The 17,852-nt window shown below is 56.0% G+C and carries 18 protein-coding genes; 10 read left to right on the top strand and 8 right to left on the bottom strand.

From position 1 onward, the window contains the following. The first annotated feature begins 206 nt into the window (after positions 1-206). Entirely contained in the window at positions 207-2,228 is a 2,022-nt protein-coding gene (tkt, locus tag ACR0KC_RS01885) for a transketolase (protein WP_480704729.1), read from the top strand. A gap of 50 nt (positions 2,229-2,278) precedes the next feature. Here tkt and ACR0KC_RS01880 read toward each other — a convergent pair whose 3' ends face one another. Together ACR0KC_RS01880 and ACR0KC_RS01875 are read right to left on the bottom strand one after the other, a co-directional pair. Continuing rightward, on the bottom strand, positions 2,279-3,079 hold the full coding sequence (locus ACR0KC_RS01880) for a thioesterase family protein (RefSeq protein ID WP_170421417.1): 801 nt from the start codon (positions 3,077-3,079) through the stop codon (positions 2,279-2,281). 87 nt (positions 3,080-3,166) lie between these two features. Next, positions 3,167-4,138: a DUF808 domain-containing protein gene (locus tag ACR0KC_RS01875; RefSeq protein WP_480704727.1), complete on the bottom strand. Its 972-nt coding sequence runs from the start codon at positions 4,136-4,138 to the stop codon at positions 3,167-3,169. A 182-nt stretch (positions 4,139-4,320) separates the two neighbouring features. On the opposite strand from ACR0KC_RS01875, the gene gap (ACR0KC_RS01870) reads away from it, so the two are divergent. From gap (ACR0KC_RS01870) to gap (ACR0KC_RS01860), 3 genes are all read left to right on the top strand, one after another. Beyond that, entirely contained in the window at positions 4,321-5,322 is a 1,002-nt protein-coding gene (gap, locus tag ACR0KC_RS01870; protein WP_170393188.1) for a type I glyceraldehyde-3-phosphate dehydrogenase, read from the top strand. 73 nt (positions 5,323-5,395) lie between these two features. After that, entirely contained in the window at positions 5,396-5,539 is a 144-nt protein-coding gene (locus ACR0KC_RS01865; protein ID WP_010439846.1) for a hypothetical protein, read from the top strand. Positions 5,540-5,620: 81 nt separating this feature from the next. Then, positions 5,621-6,625 carry a type I glyceraldehyde-3-phosphate dehydrogenase gene (gap, locus tag ACR0KC_RS01860; protein WP_480771413.1) on the top strand — a complete coding sequence of 335 codons (1,005 nt, stop codon included), beginning with the start codon at positions 5,621-5,623 and terminating at the stop codon, positions 6,623-6,625. Here gap (ACR0KC_RS01860) and coaD read toward each other — a convergent pair. The 3 genes from coaD to ACR0KC_RS01845 all read right to left on the bottom strand — a co-directional run bounded on the left by coaD (position 6,617) and on the right by ACR0KC_RS01845 (position 8,592). Beyond that, on the bottom strand, positions 6,617-7,108 hold the full coding sequence (coaD, locus tag ACR0KC_RS01855; protein ID WP_170393190.1) for a pantetheine-phosphate adenylyltransferase: 492 nt from the start codon (positions 7,106-7,108) through the stop codon (positions 6,617-6,619). The two genes, gap (ACR0KC_RS01860) and coaD, sit on opposite strands and share 9 nt — an antisense overlap. A gap of 82 nt (positions 7,109-7,190) precedes the next feature. After that, positions 7,191-7,628: a CBS domain-containing protein gene (locus tag ACR0KC_RS01850; protein WP_170405529.1), complete on the bottom strand. Its 438-nt coding sequence runs from the start codon at positions 7,626-7,628 to the stop codon at positions 7,191-7,193. A 61-nt stretch (positions 7,629-7,689) separates the two neighbouring features. Continuing rightward, positions 7,690-8,592, bottom strand: coding sequence for a LysR family transcriptional regulator (locus ACR0KC_RS01845; protein WP_170405527.1), 903 nt, complete (start codon positions 8,590-8,592; stop codon positions 7,690-7,692). 104 nt (positions 8,593-8,696) lie between these two features. Between ACR0KC_RS01845 and ACR0KC_RS01840 the strand changes: the two genes are divergently transcribed. After that, positions 8,697-10,196: a CoA-acylating methylmalonate-semialdehyde dehydrogenase gene (locus ACR0KC_RS01840; protein WP_170405524.1), complete on the top strand. Its 1,500-nt coding sequence runs from the start codon at positions 8,697-8,699 to the stop codon at positions 10,194-10,196. Between the two features lie 187 nt (positions 10,197-10,383). Beyond that, positions 10,384-10,983: a L,D-transpeptidase gene (locus ACR0KC_RS01835; RefSeq protein ID WP_170393194.1), complete on the top strand. Its 600-nt coding sequence runs from the start codon at positions 10,384-10,386 to the stop codon at positions 10,981-10,983. A gap of 78 nt (positions 10,984-11,061) precedes the next feature. Here ACR0KC_RS01835 and ACR0KC_RS01830 read toward each other — a convergent pair whose 3' ends face one another. Together ACR0KC_RS01830 and ACR0KC_RS01825 are read right to left on the bottom strand one after the other, a co-directional pair. Further along, a complete protein-coding gene (locus tag ACR0KC_RS01830) occupies positions 11,062-11,538 on the bottom strand; it encodes a fasciclin domain-containing protein (protein WP_170393195.1) in 477 nt (158 codons plus the stop codon). 71 nt (positions 11,539-11,609) lie between these two features. Beyond that, positions 11,610-12,461, bottom strand: coding sequence for a class I SAM-dependent methyltransferase (locus tag ACR0KC_RS01825; RefSeq protein ID WP_480561551.1), 852 nt, complete (start codon positions 12,459-12,461; stop codon positions 11,610-11,612). A 135-nt stretch (positions 12,462-12,596) separates the two neighbouring features. Here ACR0KC_RS01825 and ACR0KC_RS01820 point away from each other — a divergent pair, with 135 nt between their 5' ends. Then, positions 12,597-13,712: a carboxylate-amine ligase gene (locus ACR0KC_RS01820; RefSeq protein ID WP_170393197.1), complete on the top strand. Its 1,116-nt coding sequence runs from the start codon at positions 12,597-12,599 to the stop codon at positions 13,710-13,712. 2 nt (positions 13,713-13,714) lie between these two features. Here ACR0KC_RS01820 and ACR0KC_RS01815 read toward each other — a convergent pair whose 3' ends face one another. Next, positions 13,715-14,575, bottom strand: a complete 861-nt coding sequence (locus ACR0KC_RS01815; RefSeq protein WP_480704719.1) for a hypothetical protein — start codon at positions 14,573-14,575, stop codon at positions 13,715-13,717. Positions 14,576-14,734: 159 nt separating this feature from the next. Between ACR0KC_RS01815 and ACR0KC_RS01810 the strand changes: the two genes are divergently transcribed. Genes ACR0KC_RS01810 through mmsB form a run of 3 tightly spaced genes read left to right on the top strand, consistent with a single transcriptional unit; the run spans position 14,735 to position 17,802 of the window. Next, positions 14,735-15,877: an acyl-CoA dehydrogenase family protein gene (locus ACR0KC_RS01810; protein WP_480704717.1), complete on the top strand. Its 1,143-nt coding sequence runs from the start codon at positions 14,735-14,737 to the stop codon at positions 15,875-15,877. An 8-nt stretch (positions 15,878-15,885) separates the two neighbouring features. Next, a complete protein-coding gene (locus ACR0KC_RS01805) occupies positions 15,886-16,926 on the top strand; it encodes an enoyl-CoA hydratase/isomerase family protein (protein WP_480771412.1) in 1,041 nt (346 codons plus the stop codon). Positions 16,927-16,929: 3 nt separating this feature from the next. Next, entirely contained in the window at positions 16,930-17,802 is an 873-nt protein-coding gene (gene mmsB / locus ACR0KC_RS01800) for a 3-hydroxyisobutyrate dehydrogenase (RefSeq protein ID WP_480771411.1), read from the top strand. Positions 17,803-17,852 lie beyond the last annotated feature (50 nt).

The raw sequence follows: 17,852 nt of genomic DNA, 5'->3' as shown, positions 1-17,852 counted from the left end.
TTCTGATATTCGCCTACCCGAATCAAAAGCGGCGGCGCTCAGCCCTAGTCTAACGGAATGCGACAGAAAATACCCACTGTTTGGTTTCAACCACTTGCACACCGCTCTTGAAGCGCCAATTCGGTGTGCCACGCGGTTCTGCTTGCACTTTGACAATCGGATGGTATTCAGCGCCCATCTGCCCGTAAACCAAAGGAACTACGCCCGTGGACCTGACTGCGCTGCGCAATGCCAACCCCGAACACTGGGACAAGGCTGCGGCCATCCGCACCCTGACCCTCGACGCTGTCGCCGCCGCCAATTCCGGCCATTCCGGTATGCCGATGGGCATGGCCGATGTTGCGACCGTATTGTTCGGAAAGCACCTCAAATTCGACGCCACTGCCCCGAACTGGCCGGACCGCGATCGGTTCATCCTATCGGCGGGTCACGGTTCGATGCTGGTCTATTCGCTGCTGTATCTCACCGGTCATGGCGATGTTACGCTGGAAGAGATCAAGAACTTCCGTCAATTGGGCGCCAAAACTGCCGGGCACCCTGAAAACTTCCTGATCGATGGTGTCGAAACCACTACCGGACCTTTGGGTCAGGGCATTTCGAATGCCGTTGGCTTTGCGATGGCCGAAGAAATTCAGCGTGCGCATTATGGCAAGAAGATCGTTGATCACTATACCTACGTGATTGCGGGCGACGGCTGCCTGATGGAAGGCGTCAGCCAAGAGGCGATCACTTTGGCCGGTCGCCACGAGCTGAGCAAGCTGATCGTCTTCTGGGATAACAACAACATCACCATCGACGGCACAGTCGACATCGCCGACCGCACCGATCAGGTGCGCCGTTTTGCGGCCTCGGGCTGGCATGTGCTTGAGATTGACGGCCACGACCCCAAGGCCATCGATGCGGCCATCGTGCAGGCGAAGAAGTCGAACAAACCGACGATGATTGCTTGTGAAAGCCACATTGCACTGGGGCACGCGGCGCAGGACACTTCAAAAGGCCATGGCGCTCTGACCGATCAGGATCAGTTGAACGCCGCCAAAGAAGCATATGACTGGCCGCATGATGCGTTCGTCATCCCTGCTGAGGTCAAAGCCGCTTGGGAGGCCATTGGTGCACGTGGCAAAGCCGAGCGCGCAGCGTGGGAGGAGCGTTTTGCGCAAGTCTCCGAACGTAAACAAGCCGAATTCAACCGCGCCTATGCGTTTGAGGCACCAAAGAAGCTGGCCGGCGCCATCCGGTCGTTCAAGAAACAGATGTCGGAAGACCAGCCAAAGCTGGCCACACGCGCCTCTTCAGAGAAGGTGTTGAATGTCGTTAACCCGATCATGCCCGAAACCATTGGCGGCTCGGCTGACCTGACTGGATCGAACAACACCAAATCGGCTGATATGGGCGTGTTCCTTCCGGAAAACCGCAAGGGTCGGTATATCCATTACGGCATTCGTGAACACGGTATGGCCGCTGCTATGAACGGTATGGCGCTGCATGGTGGCATTCGCCCATATGGCGGTACGTTCATGGCCTTCACCGACTATGCGCGGCCCTCGATGCGTTTGGCTGCACTTATGAAGATCCCGACGGTGTTCGTGATGACCCACGACTCGATTGGTCTGGGCGAAGACGGTCCGACGCACCAACCGGTGGAACATCTGGCGATCTCGCGCGCGACGCCGAACACTTATGTGTTCCGCCCCGCGGATACGATTGAGACCGCCGAAGCCTGGGAATTGGCGCTGACCTTCAAGGACAGCCCCTCGGTTTTGTCGCTGACCCGTCAAGGCGTGCCAACTGTTCGGACCCAGCACAAAGCCAAAAACCTGACCGCGCAAGGCGCTTATGTATTGGCTGACGCAGAAAACAAGCGTCAGGCGATTCTGATTGCCACAGGTTCCGAGGTTTCGCTGGCGATGGAAGCTAAAGCAATACTTGAGGCCGAAGGCATCGGCACTCGGGTCGTTTCCATGCCCTGTATGGAGCTGTTTGCCGAACAAGACGAAGCCTACCGCAAGCGCGTATTGCCTGCGGGAGCCGTCCGCGTCGGTATCGAGGCTGCGGTTCGCGCCGGAGGCTGGGACCGTTGGCTTCTGGGCGAGCGTGGTCGCGAGGCCAAGGCTGGGTTCATCGGCATGTCCAGCTTTGGTGCGTCGGCACCCGCCGGAGAGCTCTACAAGCATTTTGGCATCACGACCGAGGCAACAATCGCCAAGGTCAAAGAACTGCTGGGTTGAACCTACCCAAATAAGTCAGAAGGCCTCGGTTAAAACCGGGGCCTTTTTTGTTAGACGAAAATTATTACTGACTGCATACCATCAACAATTAGATCACCATCGGTGTTCCACATCCGCATGACCTGAGAGCTGTAGCCGTCATGTCCAGCTGTCAATTGATGTTCCATCAACCACCATCCATCGCGAGTATGAATATCTTCGGAGAGCACGTTGAAAATCCAGTTCATTGACGAGTTGTTTCCCGGCTTCTTCAATGTCGGGAATATGGCCGGTGGCAATAGGTCCGCAATCGCGATCAACCCTTCGATCCTATCGCGCATATCGGCATCATTATGGCGCGCCCAAACCTTCACATAGCCACGCTCTGCACCAGCAAATGGCCGCGCCCCGTCGATCAATCGAACGTCGAAGTTCTCAAGAAATGCGATGGGAAGTTTTGGCAAATCTGGCGGGAAATAGTGTTCTGTGATCTCTGGCTGTATCTCTGCCTTAGCCGGATGTTCGAACGCCACATGGCTGTCCTGTGCCTTGCCAAACGTAAATGTCCCAAGTGCGGCTGTATTCCCCTCAATCCTTGCTCGTGTATTGATCGTTGTGACATTCCGCCCATTGCGAAGCACCTCGGTTTCGATCAGCGGAGGTGAACCGATGGGCGCGGTAAAATTGATCAGGGCCGAGCGTAATGGCGGCAGAACATCGATCGCATTTCTCGCAGCAGCCAGCAGCAAGGCAGACGAGAAGCCGCCATATGTTGTGCGGCCTTGCATCCAGTTTGGCGGCACCGGAAACTGCAGCATCCCGTTCAACCGATCTGAACTGGCAAGGACTTGGGAAAGGCTGAGTTTAGTCATCGATCTCACACCGGATATGCTTCGATTGGAACTTACCCCGCTCTTACCGTTGTGCCAGATGAAACCTCACGTCACATGATCCTGATTTCAGTGTTTGTTCGCAGATCCCGAAATCGCGCTGATCGCGGGGGACAGCAGCTTGGTTGCCACCGGTATCAGCGCCAGCCCATAGGCCAGACCGAATACACCATCCATCGTCGCCTTCGCGATCCACTTTACCGCGCCTGCCCATTGTTCAGACACAGCATGACTCGCAGCATTTGCCCAGTCGTAAATGTGATGGCCCAGCCAGCCAAAGCTCAGGACCTCCATACCGTGGATCATAATCGACCCGCCGACCCACAGCATGGCAGCAGTACCAACGATAGATAGAACTTTCATGACAACGGGCATCGCTTTGACTAGGCCCCTTCCCGTTCCACGCCCTATCGGCGTCGGAGCGTTTTGCGCCAGGAACAGCCCGACATCATCCATTTTCACGATCAGAGCGACCGAGCCATAAACGGCGACGGTGACCCCAACGCCCACCACGGCCAGCGTCGCGGCTTGCATCCACACATTCGGCGCTTCAATGGCCGCCAAAGCGATGGTCATGATTTCAGCAGACAGGATAAAGTCAGTCTTGATCGCACCCTTCACCTTTTTTTCTTCCAGATGGCCAGGATCAGGATTTTTCATATCTTCGTCTATCACATGGCTCCCATGTGGAAACAGGACGTGAAAAATCTTCTCGGCCCCCTCGAAACACAGATATGAACCACCGAGCATAAGCAGCGGTGTGATCAACCAAGGCGCAAAATTGGCTAGTAGCAATGCCACTGGCAACAACAGAATGATCTTGTTGAAAATCGATCCGCGCGCGATGCGCCAGATGATCGGCAGTTCCCGCGCTGGGGCAAAACCCTGAACGTATTTGGGCGTCACGGCCGCATCGTCAATGATCACACCCGCAGTCTTGGCCCCAGCCTTGCCGGCAGCGGCCACCACATCGTCCACCGAAGCCGCCGCGACCTTTGCAATGCCCGCCACGTCGTCCAACAGGGCCAACAGACCACTCATCGCGCTTCCTTTCCATTCATCTGTTCGATCGGACCCTACCTGATCCAACGGCTAGCGCAAGCGTTAGCGCAATCGGCGCAGGTTTGCGCTAACACCTTAAAAATATGCCATTTTTGCCCTTTTGAGATTCAATATTCGCGGCTATATGGCCTGCAACGCAAGCGCATTTTTGGAGACGTCGGATGACCATCAAGGTCGGTATCAATGGTTTTGGCCGCATCGGCCGCTGTACTCTGTCGCACATCGCCGCATCGGCGCGCAACGACATCGAAGTGATCAAGGTCAACGCCACCGGCCCGCTGGAAACCTCGGCGCATCTGTTGAAATACGACAGCATCCATGGACGTTTCCCACGCGACGTCTCGGTCGAAGGCAACACCATGGATCTGGGTCGCGGCCCGATGGAGATGTTCTCGACCTACGATATGAACGAGCTGGACTGGGAAGGCTGCGATGTCGTTCTGGAATGCACCGGTAAATTCAACGACGGCCTGAAAGCCAAAACCCATCTTGAGCGCGGCGCTGGTAAGGTTCTGCTGTCGGCTCCCGGCAAAAATGTCGACAAGACCATCGTATTTGGTGTGAACCACAACAGCCTGACCGCAAACGACAATATGGTGTCGAACGGTTCTTGCACCACCAACTGCCTTGCTCCGCTTGCCAAGGTTCTGGACGAAGGTATCGGCATCGAGCATGGCATCATGACCACGATTCACGCCTATACCGGCGACCAACCGACGCTGGACCGTCGCCACAGCGATCTTTATCGCGCCCGCGCTGCCGCCATGTCGATGATCCCGACGTCCACTGGCGCCGCTGCAGCACTGGGAGAGGTTCTGCCGAACCTCAAAGGGCGCCTGGACGGCTCGGCCATCCGCGTGCCTACCCCGAATGTTTCGGCCGTTGACCTGTCTTTCCGCGCCTCGCGCGACGTCACTGTCGAAGAGGTCAACGCCATCGTCGAAGAGGCAGCGAAAGGCCCGATGCAGCGCGTTCTAGGGTATGAGCCCGCGCCGCTGGTTTCGACCGATTTCAACCACACCGAAGAAAGCTCGATCTTTGCGCCGGATCAGACCCGAGTTGTCGACAACCGAATGGTGCGCGTATTGGCATGGTATGACAACGAATGGGGATTCTCGGTGCGTATGGCGGATGTCGCCGTCGCGATGGGCCGCCTTAACTGACCCTTCGCACATCGCTTGTACCTTTATGCCCGCTCAGGTTATCTGAGCGGGCATTTACGTTCAGGGCGCAGAAATGACAAATCAAATCGCCATCTGGCTTGGAATCCTAATTCTGGGCGGTCTGATGCTGGACGTGGCACTATTCGGCACCGAACACCTGCTGTTCCTGGGCAAGAAGCTCTACGATTTCCTGGATTGGCTCGCCTTCTGGCGCTGACAGAGGTTTTTCTTGACTTTCGCGCCAATCTGGCTTTGTTAGCGCTAACCATCTATGGACCATGTTCTGACGGAGCGCATTATGACACTCAAGCTGGCAATCAATGGATTTGGACGGATCGGGCGCGGCGTTCTTCGGGCCGTCATGGAATCCGGACGTACTGATGTTGAAATCATCGCAATCAACGATCTGGCAAAGCCCGAAATGAACGCACATCTGTTCGAGTTCGACAGTGTGCATGGACGCTATTCCAAACCCGTAACTCTGACTGATGCAGGTCTGGATGTGGGTGCTGGGCCCATCCGGCTGACCAGCGAGCATGATCCCGAAGCACTGGACTGGTCTGATGTGGATGTGGTTCTGGAATGCACCGGTGTTTTCCGGACCCGTGAAGCAGCTGAGCGGCACCTGAAAAACGGATCAAAGAAAGTATTGATCTCGGCCCCTGCCCGTGGCGACGGCGGCGTGAAGACAGTCGTGTTCGGCGTGAACGATCATGAGCTAACCGCCGACGATATCGTTGTTTCCAATGCCTCGTGCACCACCAACTGCCTATCGCCCGTGGCCGCAGCATTGGACGCAGGGCTTGGCATCAAACACGGCAACATGACAACCGTTCATGCCTATACGGCGAGCCAACCGGTTCACGACACTGCGGGCAAAGACCCCTACTTGTCGCGCGCAGCAGCACTGTCGATGATTCCCACGACAACCGGCGCGGCGTCTGCAGTGGGTCTGGTATTGCCGCAGCTTGCTGGTAAGTTGACCGGGCAAGCCATTCGTGTCCCCACGCCCAATGTCTCAGTCGTTGATCTGGTTGCTGAGGTTTCGCGACCGACGACCGAAGAAGAGGTCAATGCCCTCTTTGTAGAAGCCGCCGCCAAAATCCCCAGTGTGCTGGCGGCCGAGAATCGCCCCTTGATCTCGATCGATTTCAACCACGACTCGCATAGCTCGACGGTTTCACTGCCTGAAACCAAAGTAACTGACGGCACATTGGTTCGTGTGCTTGCATGGTACGACAACGAATGGGGCTTCTCGAACCGGATGCTGGACACAGCCGCCGCGATGGGCGCGCTATCCTAACCGCTCTTTCAAGGCGGAATTGACGCGGGGCGTGACGAATTTTGACACGTCCCCGTTCAATCTGGCGATTTCTTTGACCAGTTTCGACGCAATGGCTTGATGCCGTGCCTCTGCCATCAAGAACACGGTCTCAATCGAGTCGTCCAACGCGCGATTCATCCCAACCATCTGGAATTCATACTCGAAATCCGCAACCGCACGCAGTCCGCGCACGATGATCTGAGCGCCTACATCGCGGGCGCAATCGATCAGCAGGTTTTCAAACGGATGCGCGACAATCTCGGTGCCAGTCTGCTCGGTTAGATGGGCGCATTCGGCCTCGATCATCGCGACACGCTCTTCCAAAGAAAACAGCGGACCCTTGTCCCGGTTGATAGCAACACCAATGACGAGCTTATCCACCAGCGCAGCCGCGCGGCGAATAATGTCTATATGACCCATGGTGATAGGGTCGAAAGTACCGGGATATAATCCAACCCGCATTGGGCTCTCCAGCGCAACAATATTTCTGCGCAAGCAAACATAACTTTGCCGCAGGTGCAAGAGGCTGAAACAGCCCCCGCGTTCAGTGCCCCATGATCATGCCCTCAAGCGCGTCTTTTTCCATAGCAAGTTCAGCCAGTTGCGCCTTGACCGCATCACCCAGCGTAACGATGCCGACCAGTTTGCCATCTTCCAATACAGGCATGTGGCGAAATCGACCTTCGGTCATCTGGGACAGGATAGACTCAACAGTATCCTGCTGGCTGGCGGTCACAAGTTGCTTGGTCATATAGTTGCTAACGGGTTTATCCAAGCATCCGCTGCCGCTGGCAGCCAACTCGCGAACAATGTCTCGTTCGGATAAAATGCCCGCTGCCGTCTGCCCCCCATCCTCGGAAATGACCACAGTACCAATCCGCTTTTCCGCAAGAATCTCGGCAGCCTGAGAAACGGATGCCGTTGGCTCGACCGTCTCCACACCGCCGCTGGCCTTGGATTTGAGAATGGCCTGTACAAGCATAAGCGAAAACCTCCGGAATTACGTACTGTTTTCCAAAGCGTTGCCGGAATGTGTGAATGTGTCAAGGTGAAGCTTCGCGCTCAAGCCGCGCTACTTCGTCCCGTATTCCGCGCGTCAACGCCTCGGCAAAGCGGTTCAACCGCTCATTGCGCTGATCGCCCTGATGGCGGACCAGATAGAACCCCCGGGTCAGACTGACCTGATCCGTCAGGATTTTCTGCAATCCCCGATGGAACGGCAATGTGAAATCATGTGCCACGCAGACCCCTGTTCCCAGCGAAACTTGTCGCAGCTGAACGGAAACAGAGTTTGATGCAAGCGCGACACGTTCAACACCAATGTCGTTGAGATAGTCCAGCTCGCGGTCGAAAATCATGTCCGGAATATAGCCTATCATCCGATGCCCTTTTAGATCCTCGATGGATCGAATTTCGGCGTGACGACTCAGGTATTCCTTCGTTGCGACCATATGCAGCCGATAGTCGGATATCTTCTGCACCAGCAGTTTCCCTGCGGTGGGCGCACTGACTGTTACCGCCATGTCGGCCTCTCGCCGGGATAGGTTGATGATGCGCGGCAACGCCAGGATCTGAATGTCGAGATCAGGATTGGCATCGCTGATCTTGGCGCAGACCTGTGGCAACAGGTAATTGGCACTACCATCCGGGGCACCAATTCGGATCTGACCGCTTAGCGATTTGGCAGAGCCTGACATGACACCAGTCGCTGCACGCATAGCTTCTTCCGCCTGCAGCCCATGCTCCATCAGGCGTTGTCCTGCAGTCGTCAACACATAGCCCTGCTGTGATTTCGTGAACAACACCGCGTCCAATGCCGCTTCGAGCCGCGCGATTCTGCGCCCGACAGTCGCCGGGTCTATCTTGAGAACCCGCCCCGCACCCGAAAGGCTTTCATCGCGCGCGACCGCCAGAAATACCCGCAAATCATCCCAATTCGGCGTCATGCTCTACCCTTTGCATTTTTGCAAAACTGATTTGAAATATTGCCTCTGTTCAGGTGATTTTCGCAAGTCTATTCTTCGCGCAACTTAATCCGGAGGAGTTTGCAATGCAGAACCTGACCCATTTCATCAACGGCGAAAATGTCGCTGGCACATCTGGCCGCTTTGACAATGTATTCAACCCAGCAACGGGTGAAGTGCAGTACCAATGCCCGATGGCCAGTGTCGCCGAGACCACCGCTGCGATCGAAGACGCTGCAGCAGCTCAGGTCGCTTGGGGCGCAACCAACCCGCAGAAGCGCGCGCGCGTTATGATGGCGATGGTTGGCTTGATGAACCGCGACATGGACAAGCTGGCCGAGGCTCTCAGCCGGGAACATGGCAAGACCATTCCCGATGCGAAGGGTGATCTGCAGCGTGGTCTGGAAGTGATAGAATACTGCATCGGCGCGCCCCAGATGCTGAAAGGTGAGTTCACCGACAGCGCGGGCCCGGGCATCGATATGTATTCGATGCGTCAGCCGCTGGGCGTGGTCGCTTCGATCATGCCATTCAACTTCCCCGCAATGATGCCACTGTGGCACGTTGGCCCGGCACTGGCCTGCGGCAACGCAGTTGTTCTGAAACCGTCCGAGCGCGACCCCTCTGTTCCATTGATGCTGGCAGAGCTGTTTGTCGAAGCTGGTCTGCCCAAGGGCGTGTTCCAAGTCGTAAACGGTGACAAAGAGGCCGTGGACACCCTGCTGGACAGCGAAATCATTCAGGGCGTGTCGTTCGTGGGTTCAACTCCGATTGCGCAATACATCTATGCTCGTGCAACCGCCAACGGCAAACGGGCGCAGTGTTTCGGTGGTGCCAAGAACCACATGATCGTTATGCCTGACGCCGATCTGGATCAGGCTGCTGATGCGCTGGTCGGTGCAGGTTTCGGCGCGGCTGGCGAACGCTGCATGGCAATCTCGGTGGCCGTGCCTGTGGGCGAAGAAACCGCAGACGCACTGATCGAAAAGCTGATCCCTCGCGTGGAGAAGCTGAAAGTTGGCCCCTACACAGCGGGCGACGACGTAGACATGGGGCCAGTTGTTACTGCCGCCGCGAAAGAGCGTATCCTTGGCCTGATCAACTCGGGTGTTGAGCAAGGCGCTAAGCTGGTTGTCGACAACCGCGACTTCAGCCTGCAGGGCTATGAGGATGGCTTCTTTGTCGGCCCGCACCTGTTCGACAACGTCACACCCGAGATGGATATCTACAAGCAAGAGATCTTTGGCCCGGTCCTGTCAACCGTACGCGCGGGTTCTTATGAAGAGGCGCTGAAACTGGCGATGGATCATGAATACGGCAACGGCACTGCGATCTTCACCCGCGACGGTGATACGGCGCGTGACTTTGCCAGCCGTGTGAACATCGGCATGGTCGGCATCAACGTTCCGATCCCGGTTCCGCTGGCCTACCACACTTTTGGCGGCTGGAAGAAATCGATGTTCGGCGACCTGAACCAGCACGGTCCGGACAGCTTCAAGTTCTACACCCGCACCAAAACAGTGACATCGCGCTGGCCGTCGGGCATCAAGGAAGGTGGCGAGTTCAACTTCAAAGCGATGGACTGATCAACAGCTTTCAAATCAGGAAACCCGGCCCTACATGGGTCGGGTTTTTTCGTGCATGCGCCAGTTGCTGCCTGATCGCGTACCTCACAAGAAATTCAGAGGTCGCCCTCTGGAAAAAGCAGACATTCACTAATATTTTATCGGTAATTCAACTATCCGAGCAGCTCATAACTCCCTGGAGGCAACCTTGTCCCAAAATCGTTTTACCCGTCGTCACGCCCTTTTGGGCGCTGCATCGCTGATTGCGGCCCCTGCTATCGTGCGTGCTCAAAGCACTGATGCTTTCCCACAGACCGAGGAAGCAATCAGCACGCAGCTTCCAGTACGTCGTAACGTTTCCTCGTTCTCGCAACAGAATTGGCAGGATCACTTTGACGAGTTGGGCGTCGGCGCATTGTTGGCCGATATCACCAGCCGGGCTGTTCATTACTGGGGGCCGGATGGAACCTACAAGCTGTACCCCAGTTCTGTCCCGATGAGCGAAGAGCTGACCAAGCGCGGCTATACCAAAGTCACACGCAAGGCGGAGAACCCAAGCTGGACACCAACCCCATCAATGCGCGAGCGCGATCCCTCGTTGCCAATTCGCATGGAGGGTGGTGAACCTGGAAACCCATTGGGAACTCGCGCTATGTATCTTGGCTGGCCTGCCTACCTGGTTCACGGCACCTATGATACCCGCAAGATTGGACGTCAGAGCTCGTCCGGCTGTATTGGTCTCTATAACCAGCACGTTGAAGAGCTGTATCCGCTGGTAAAGGTCGGTACTCAGGTACGTTTGGTCTAAACGGCGAGTTTCTACACGAAACACAAAAAAGCCCCGTCCATCAGGAACGGGGCTTTTGTTTTCGTGAAGGTGGTAGATTTATTCGGGAATGATCACTTCGTCGACAACGTGAATGACGCCGTTGCTGGCTTCGATGTCGGCCTGCACAACTTTGGCACCATTAACTTTCACGCCATTTTTTGCGTTCACGCTTAGTCGGTCGCCTTGCACGGTCAAAACCTTCGCGCGCTTTCCTGCAATGTCGCCGGACATCACTTTGGCTGGCACGACATGGTAGGTCAGGATCGACACCAACTGGTCCTTGTTTTCTGGCAGAAGTAGGGTTTCAACAGTGCCTTCAGGCAGAGCTGCAAAAGCTTCATCCGTGGGTGCAAAGACGGTGAAGGGCCCATCGCCTTTCAGCGTATCAACCAGGCCCGCGGCCTGAACGGCAGCAACCAGGGTGTTGAAAGACCCGGCAGCAACTGCGGTATCTACGATATCAGCGGCCTGTGCCTTGACGGGCAGTGCAAGTGCAAATGCGGCGGCAGCGCCCATGAATGTGCGGCGGAACATGGCTGTTAACTCCTCTCCAGCTTGTTATGGAAAGGGTTACGGACCTGGGTTCGAACCGGATCACACAGAAATCAATTTTCTTTGAGCTGAACCCAGATGCTCTGCGCACGGCCCTCTTCTAGAAACGGCAGCGCTGCAACGGCGTCGGGGCGATCCTGCTGCAGGTGATATCCGGGCCAAAGCATTGAATAGAAACCGGATTGCAGCAAGGCGTGCAACATGTACTGCTCACCCCATCCTGGGCAGTCATAGAAGAACCGTTTGGGATATTCATAAGGCAGAAAAACATCGTGGACATGAATGACAACGCCGGGTTTCAGCGCCGGAATGATCCGACAGAATAGATGGGCGACATCGTTGCTCATCCGAACCACATGGCTTGAATCGATGAACAGAACATCCCCAGCCTCAAGCTGATCGAACAGCGCGGGATCTACTTCTTCCAGTCGCTTCTGCTCAAACTGATCGACGACATGGGCGATATCTGCGCGCGGGTACGGATCAATTGCCGTGATCGTCGTATCCAAACCACCATCTATGATCGCCTGCCGCGTCACGCGGGTAGAGTTCCCGCAGCCGACCTCGATCACGCGCTTGGGCTGAAAGCGGCGGATCATCAAGTAAAGCGCATCCGCATCCGGGCTATCGTAATATCCGTTGCCGGTGTAATAACCGGTTTGGTTTCGCGCCGGGTCCTTCAACGCAGCAAGCTCATCGGCATGGCGCGTATACTCTTTGATCAGTTGCGCGATATCGAATCCGTCCATCCCCGGTGACAGGGCATAGGCAGCCCTGTTCAATCCCCCTGCCCGTTCGAACGCTTCGAGCCGCGCCCGTTCATCCTGTTCTGTAACCTTGTCGATCAGCTTAACGCCCAACTCATCCAGGGCGGCATTGATCTGCGGAAATTTTCTGGGTTTCACGAGGACAGCTCCACATTGCGTTGCGCCCGCTCTTTACCTGTGCACGCAGGACCTCTGCAAGAACCGACAGGCCAAACCCTTGGCAAAACGCTAATTTCCGTATTCACTAACGTGAATTGACCAACGAGGACCGCCATGCAGCAGGAATTCACGATCGGCATTGAAGAGGAATACCTGCTGGTCGATCAAGACAGTCTGCAGCTCGCCGAGGCGCCCGCAGCATTGATGGAAGCTTGTCAGGCAGATTTCGAAGGCCAGGTCAGCCCGGAATTTCTGCAGTGCCAGATCGAAGTCGGGACCCGCCCACATGCTACGATCAGATCGGCGCGCGAAGATCTAAAGCGCCTGCGTTCTTGTGTATCAAAACGTGCGTCCGAGTATAATCTGGCTCCGATCGCGGTCTCTTGCCATCCGTTTGCGAACTGGAAAGACCAGCACCACACACGGAAAGAGCGCTACGACGCCCTGCAGCATGCTTTGGGCGGCGTGGCGCGGCGGATGCTGATCTGCGGAATGCATGTGCATGTGGGCGTCGAAGATCAAGCCTTGCGCGCCGACCTGGTACCCCAGCTTTCTTACTTCCTGCCCCATCTGCTGGCGTTGTCGACCTCGTCTCCTTATTGGAACGGCGAAGATACCGGGCTTTCCTCCTATAGGCTCACCGTGTTCGACAATCTGCCCCGGACCGGTCTGCCCCCGGTGTTCAGCAGTTGGGGCGAATACGAACGCACCACCGGCGTGCTGGTCGAACTCGGCGTGATCGAGGACACCTCTAAAATCTGGTGGGACCTACGTCCATCTCACCGGTTCCCTACCCTAGAAACACGCATCATGGACGTACAGCCAAGGCTTGAACATACGCTTTCGCTTGCAGCGCTAGTGCAGGCGCTGACCCGGATGCTGTGCCGCCTGAAAGACCGCAATCTTCGTTGGCGGCAATATGATAAGTTTCTGATCGGCGAAAACCGTTGGCGCGCGCAGCGCTACGGTGTGGGCGAAGGTCTGATCGATTTCGGTGATCGCTCAATCAAGCCGATGGCTGAACTGATCGGAGAGCTGATGGGCATGTTGGCCGAAGACACCGAGGCATTGGGCACCATGACCGAACTCGCCCGCCTTCGGCAGATCGCAGAAAATGGCACCTCCGCCACCCGCCAACGCCGTGTTTACGCTGAAGCTTTGGCGCGCGGGGATGATCCGGGCATGGCGGTGGTCAAGCACCTGATCGAGGAATTTCACGCCGACCTATAAAGTCAAATCGCCGCCAAAATCTCTTTGATCCGGTCCGCTACGGGTTCATACAAATCGCGATCCGTCCAGTATCCGTTATGCGAAAGCGGGTTCCACGACGTAAAGATTTTGCCCGCATTGATCGGCTTATCCTTCAAGGCCCCACTTTGAGCGAGCTGTTCATAGCTTGGCGCGCTTTTGCCCAAAGGAAAACCCAAAACATCATGCTTGTCATAGTAGTTTCGCCACCAGGTCGAAAACTGCAACGCAGGCGGCAGCGCGCGGTTCGGGGCCATGATCGGAAAAATCTCATTCTCGGGATATGCGAACAGAAAAATCGGAATATTGCACCCAAACGTCACGAGGCCAGCAACGGTTTTCATGTTTTCAACATCTGTCGGGTGAACCGGTGAACCACCCTGGCGCAGATGTCTTTGCATGTCATAAATATAGTTCGACATTATGTGCCCACCCAGCGAATGCGCCAGGATCAGTACAGGCCCCTGTGGTCCGACCTGGTATTTGACGACCCCCATCACATTCTCGATTTTTTTGTGGATCGCTTCATAGATCTTATCGCCATCATCCGGAGTTGGTCGGTAAGAAGCAGCATCCGACAGATTGCACACTACAAACTCGCGCAGCTTGTCGTATCCAAGGCTGCGGTTGACCTTGCGCAGATATGCCTTTTGCCGCCCTTGCAGGATCTGTGCCCAGACCACCTCGTGCCAGATCACATCATCCATATCCGCGCCGACCCGGTTTGAAACGCGTCGTTTCAGCCCTTTGGAAAACGTTGGGGTCGTGGATGGGGGCTGGTTCTGAGGATTGTACTGGCTGCCCATGCCGTGAATCGCGATAACAGCAAGCTTGTGTGACGACATAAGAATACTCCGTAATGATCAAGAAAGCAGAATTCCCGCAGTATACCTCACCGTCCAGAAATCCCCTAAATCGCCGGGTTTGCCGTCATTGAAAAATTTCTGTAAGGATTGAAGAATAAAACGCTCGTTCAATTCTATAGCCATCAGGAAGCACACGTCATGGATTTCGCGCTGACCGAAGAACAAACGGCCATTTTCGACATGGCCTACGCCTTTGGCCAAGACCACATCGCCCCCTTCGCGCGTCAGTGGGAAGCAGACGGAACCATCCCCAAAGAGCTTTGGCCCAAAATCGGCGAACTAGGATTTGGTGGACTTTATGTCTCGGAAGAGGCTGGCGGTTCGGGTTTGACGCGATTGGATGCGACACTGGTGTTCGAAGCGTTATCGATGGCCTGCCCCTCGGTCGCGGCGTTCCTGTCGATTCACAACATGTGCGCCAAAATGCTGGACAGCTTTGGCAGTGACGATCTGAAGTACCGCATTATGCCAAGTATCCTCAGCCTCGAAACCGTCCTCAGCTACTGCCTGACGGAACCCGGATCGGGATCGGACGCTGCGGCGCTGAAAACGCGCGCTGAACGGACCAATGAAGGCTTCACGCTCAACGGCACAAAAGCGTTCATTTCCGGCGGCGGCTATTCGGATGCCTATGTCTGCATGGTGCGCACGGGTCAGGACGGTCCCAAGGGGATCTCGACGGTATATGTCGAAGACGGCACGCCGGGCCTGAGTTTCGGTGGTCTGGAACAGAAAATGGGTTGGAAAAGCCAGCCAACCGCGCAAGTTCAGTTTGACGATTGCAAAATTCCATCCGGCAATCTGGTCGGAGCTGAAGGCGACGGTTTCAAATACGCGATGATGGGGCTGGACGGTGGCCGCCTGAACATCGCCTCCTGCTCGCTGGGGGCAGCTCAGAACGGTCTGGACATGACGTTGCAGTATATGTCCGAGCGCAAGGCCTTTGGACAATCGATCGATCAGTTTCAAGCGCTGCAGTTCCGACTGGCAGATATGGAGATTGAGCTACAGGCGGCGCGCACATTCTTGCGTCAGGCAGCGTGGAAACTTGATCAGGGCGCACCGGACGCCACAAAATTCTGTGCGATGGCCAAGAAATTCGTAACAGAAACCGGATCGAAGGTTGTGGATCAGTGTCTGCAATTGCACGGCGGATATGGCTATCTGGCGGATTATGGCATCGAGAAACTGGTGCGGGATCTGCGCGTGCACCAAATTCTGGAAGGCACGAACGAGATCATGCGCGTGATCGTTGCGCGCCAGATGCTCTCCAATCGCTGAGGTCTTTGATGTCCGATATCGACATTCGCACCACAGGCCGTGCCGGGCGCATCACGCTGACACGACCACACGCCCTGAACGCCCTTAGCTATGAGATGTGCATGGCCATCGATACCGCTCTGCGCAACTGGCGTGAGGATGATCAAGTCGATCTGATCATTCTCGATGCCGAAGGCGACAAAGCCTTTTGCGCTGGCGGAGATATTGCCGAGCTTTATGCGACCGGCACCAAGGCGGACTATGCTTATGGCCAAACGTTTTGGCGCGACGAATACCGCCTGAATGCCTTGATTTTTGAGTACTCAAAACCAGTGGTCAGCTTCCTGCAAGGTTTCACCATGGGTGGCGGGGTTGGCATCGGGTGCCATGGCAGCCATCGAGTGGTTGGAGAAAGCTCAAAGATCGCGATGCCGGAATGCTCAATCGGGCTGGTTCCTGATGTGGGCGGATCGCTGATGTTGGCGCTGGCGCCGGGGCGTTTGGGCGAGTATCTGGGTACCACCGGCCACCGCATGGGGCCCGGAGATGCGATCTATGCCGGGTTTGCCGACCATTTCATTCCCCAAGAGCATTGGGCGGGGCTGATAGACCAGTTGGAAGCCTCTGGACGGGCGGAACTGGTGGATGAGCATGCAGTGCCCGCACCGGATAGCCCCTTGGCTGAAATGCAGGGCGAGATCGACAGGCTATTCAGCGGAGAAAGCCTTGGCGATATCCTGAACAGCTTGCGCAGCGATGACACAGAATTTTCGACGAAAATTCTCGGCACACTGCAGCGAAACTCTCCTATCTCCATGGCTTGTGCTGTCGAGATGTTGCATCGGCTGCGCGGAACCAACCTGACATTGCAAAAAGCGCTGGATCTGGAGTACCGGTTTACCTATCGCGCGATGGAGCATGGCGATTTTCTGGAAGGCATTCGCGCCCAGATCATCGACAAGGATCGCAACCCGAATTGGCAGTTTGCAGATTTGGATGTGCCTGCCGTCGCAGTGTCCAAGATGCTGCAGCCGCTCGGTGCGGATGCTTTAAGCTTTTCAGAGGAGTAAGGGATGAAAATCGCATTCATAGGGCTTGGCAACATGGGCGGCCCGATGGCGGCCAATCTGGCGCGCGCGGGCCATGACGTCATCGGCTTTGATCAAGTTGATGTCGCCATCGAAGGCGTGGCCATGGCGTCTTCCGGCGCTGCCGCTGCTTCGGAAGCCGACGTGGTTATCACCATGCTTCCCAACGGGCAAATTCTGCGCGCTGTGGCTGATGAAGTTGTCCCTGAAATGCAAGACGGCGCGGTTCTGATTGACTGCTCTACGGTCGATGTCGACAGCGCCCGCGCGGTGGCGCAGCAAGCTGCTCAGGCTGGTCTGCTATCAGTTGATGCACCTGTATCCGGCGGGATTGGTGGGGCCGCTGCAGGCACTTTGACCTTTATGGCCGGTGGATCTGACGCAGCTTTTGCCAAGGCGGCTCCGTTATTTGAAATCATGGGGCAAAAAGCGGTTCACTGCGGTGAATCTGGCGCGGGTCAGGCCGCCAAAATCTGCAACAACATGATCCTCGGCGTGACGATGATCGCGACCTGCGAGGCATTTGCGCTTGCTGATAAATTGGGACTGGACCGGCAAAAGATGTTCGATGTGGTCAGCACCTCGTCAGGGTACAGCTGGACAATGAACGCCTATTGCCCTGCCCCAGGCGTTGGACCCGAAAGCCCATCCGACAATGACTATACCCCTGGTTTCGCCGCCGAGCTGATGTTGAAAGATCTACGCCTCAGCCAACAGGCCGCCGAAAGTGCGAATGCCGATACGCCCATGGGACAGGTTGCGACAAAGCTCTATGAATCGTTTGTCGAACACGAAGATGGCTTGGGGCGCGATTTCAGCGCCATGCTGCCACGTTTTGAGAAGCGGTCCAGAGACTGAACAACCTCAGAACGCAGCGCTCTACGAAGCAACAGAGAAGAAAATTCGCA

This window comes from Ruegeria sp. CF3, assembly GCF_056537365.1.
This window is presented reverse-complemented; position numbering and strand designations above follow the sequence as displayed.

What these genes read in the sequence shown, in the direction of transcription:
- ACR0KC_RS01830 (WP_170393195.1), bottom strand. Translation starts at nt 11,538, where the DNA reads ATGTTCCGCCGCACATTCATGGGCGCTGCCGCCGCATTTGCACTTGCA.
- ACR0KC_RS01815 (WP_480704719.1), bottom strand. Translation starts at nt 14,575, where the DNA reads ATGTCGTCACACAAGCTTGCTGTTATCGCGATTCACGGCATGGGCAGC.
- ACR0KC_RS01845 (WP_170405527.1), bottom strand. Translation starts at nt 8,592, where the DNA reads ATGACGCCGAATTGGGATGATTTGCGGGTATTTCTGGCGGTCGCGCGC.
- ACR0KC_RS01875 (WP_480704727.1), bottom strand. Translation starts at nt 4,138, where the DNA reads ATGAGTGGTCTGTTGGCCCTGTTGGACGACGTGGCGGGCATTGCAAAG.
- coaD (WP_170393190.1), bottom strand. Translation starts at nt 7,108, where the DNA reads ATGCGGGTTGGATTATATCCCGGTACTTTCGACCCTATCACCATGGGT.
- ACR0KC_RS01805 (WP_480771412.1), top strand. Translation starts at nt 15,886, where the DNA reads ATGTCCGATATCGACATTCGCACCACAGGCCGTGCCGGGCGCATCACG.
- mmsB (WP_480771411.1), top strand. Translation starts at nt 16,930, where the DNA reads ATGAAAATCGCATTCATAGGGCTTGGCAACATGGGCGGCCCGATGGCG.
- gap (WP_480771413.1), top strand. Translation starts at nt 5,621, where the DNA reads ATGACACTCAAGCTGGCAATCAATGGATTTGGACGGATCGGGCGCGGC.
- ACR0KC_RS01810 (WP_480704717.1), top strand. Translation starts at nt 14,735, where the DNA reads ATGGATTTCGCGCTGACCGAAGAACAAACGGCCATTTTCGACATGGCC.
- ACR0KC_RS01850 (WP_170405529.1), bottom strand. Translation starts at nt 7,628, where the DNA reads ATGCTTGTACAGGCCATTCTCAAATCCAAGGCCAGCGGCGGTGTGGAG.
- ACR0KC_RS01840 (WP_170405524.1), top strand. Translation starts at nt 8,697, where the DNA reads ATGCAGAACCTGACCCATTTCATCAACGGCGAAAATGTCGCTGGCACA.
- ACR0KC_RS01880 (WP_170421417.1), bottom strand. Translation starts at nt 3,079, where the DNA reads ATGACTAAACTCAGCCTTTCCCAAGTCCTTGCCAGTTCAGATCGGTTG.
- gap (WP_170393188.1), top strand. Translation starts at nt 4,321, where the DNA reads ATGACCATCAAGGTCGGTATCAATGGTTTTGGCCGCATCGGCCGCTGT.
- ACR0KC_RS01820 (WP_170393197.1), top strand. Translation starts at nt 12,597, where the DNA reads ATGCAGCAGGAATTCACGATCGGCATTGAAGAGGAATACCTGCTGGTC.
- ACR0KC_RS01865 (WP_010439846.1), top strand. Translation starts at nt 5,396, where the DNA reads ATGACAAATCAAATCGCCATCTGGCTTGGAATCCTAATTCTGGGCGGT.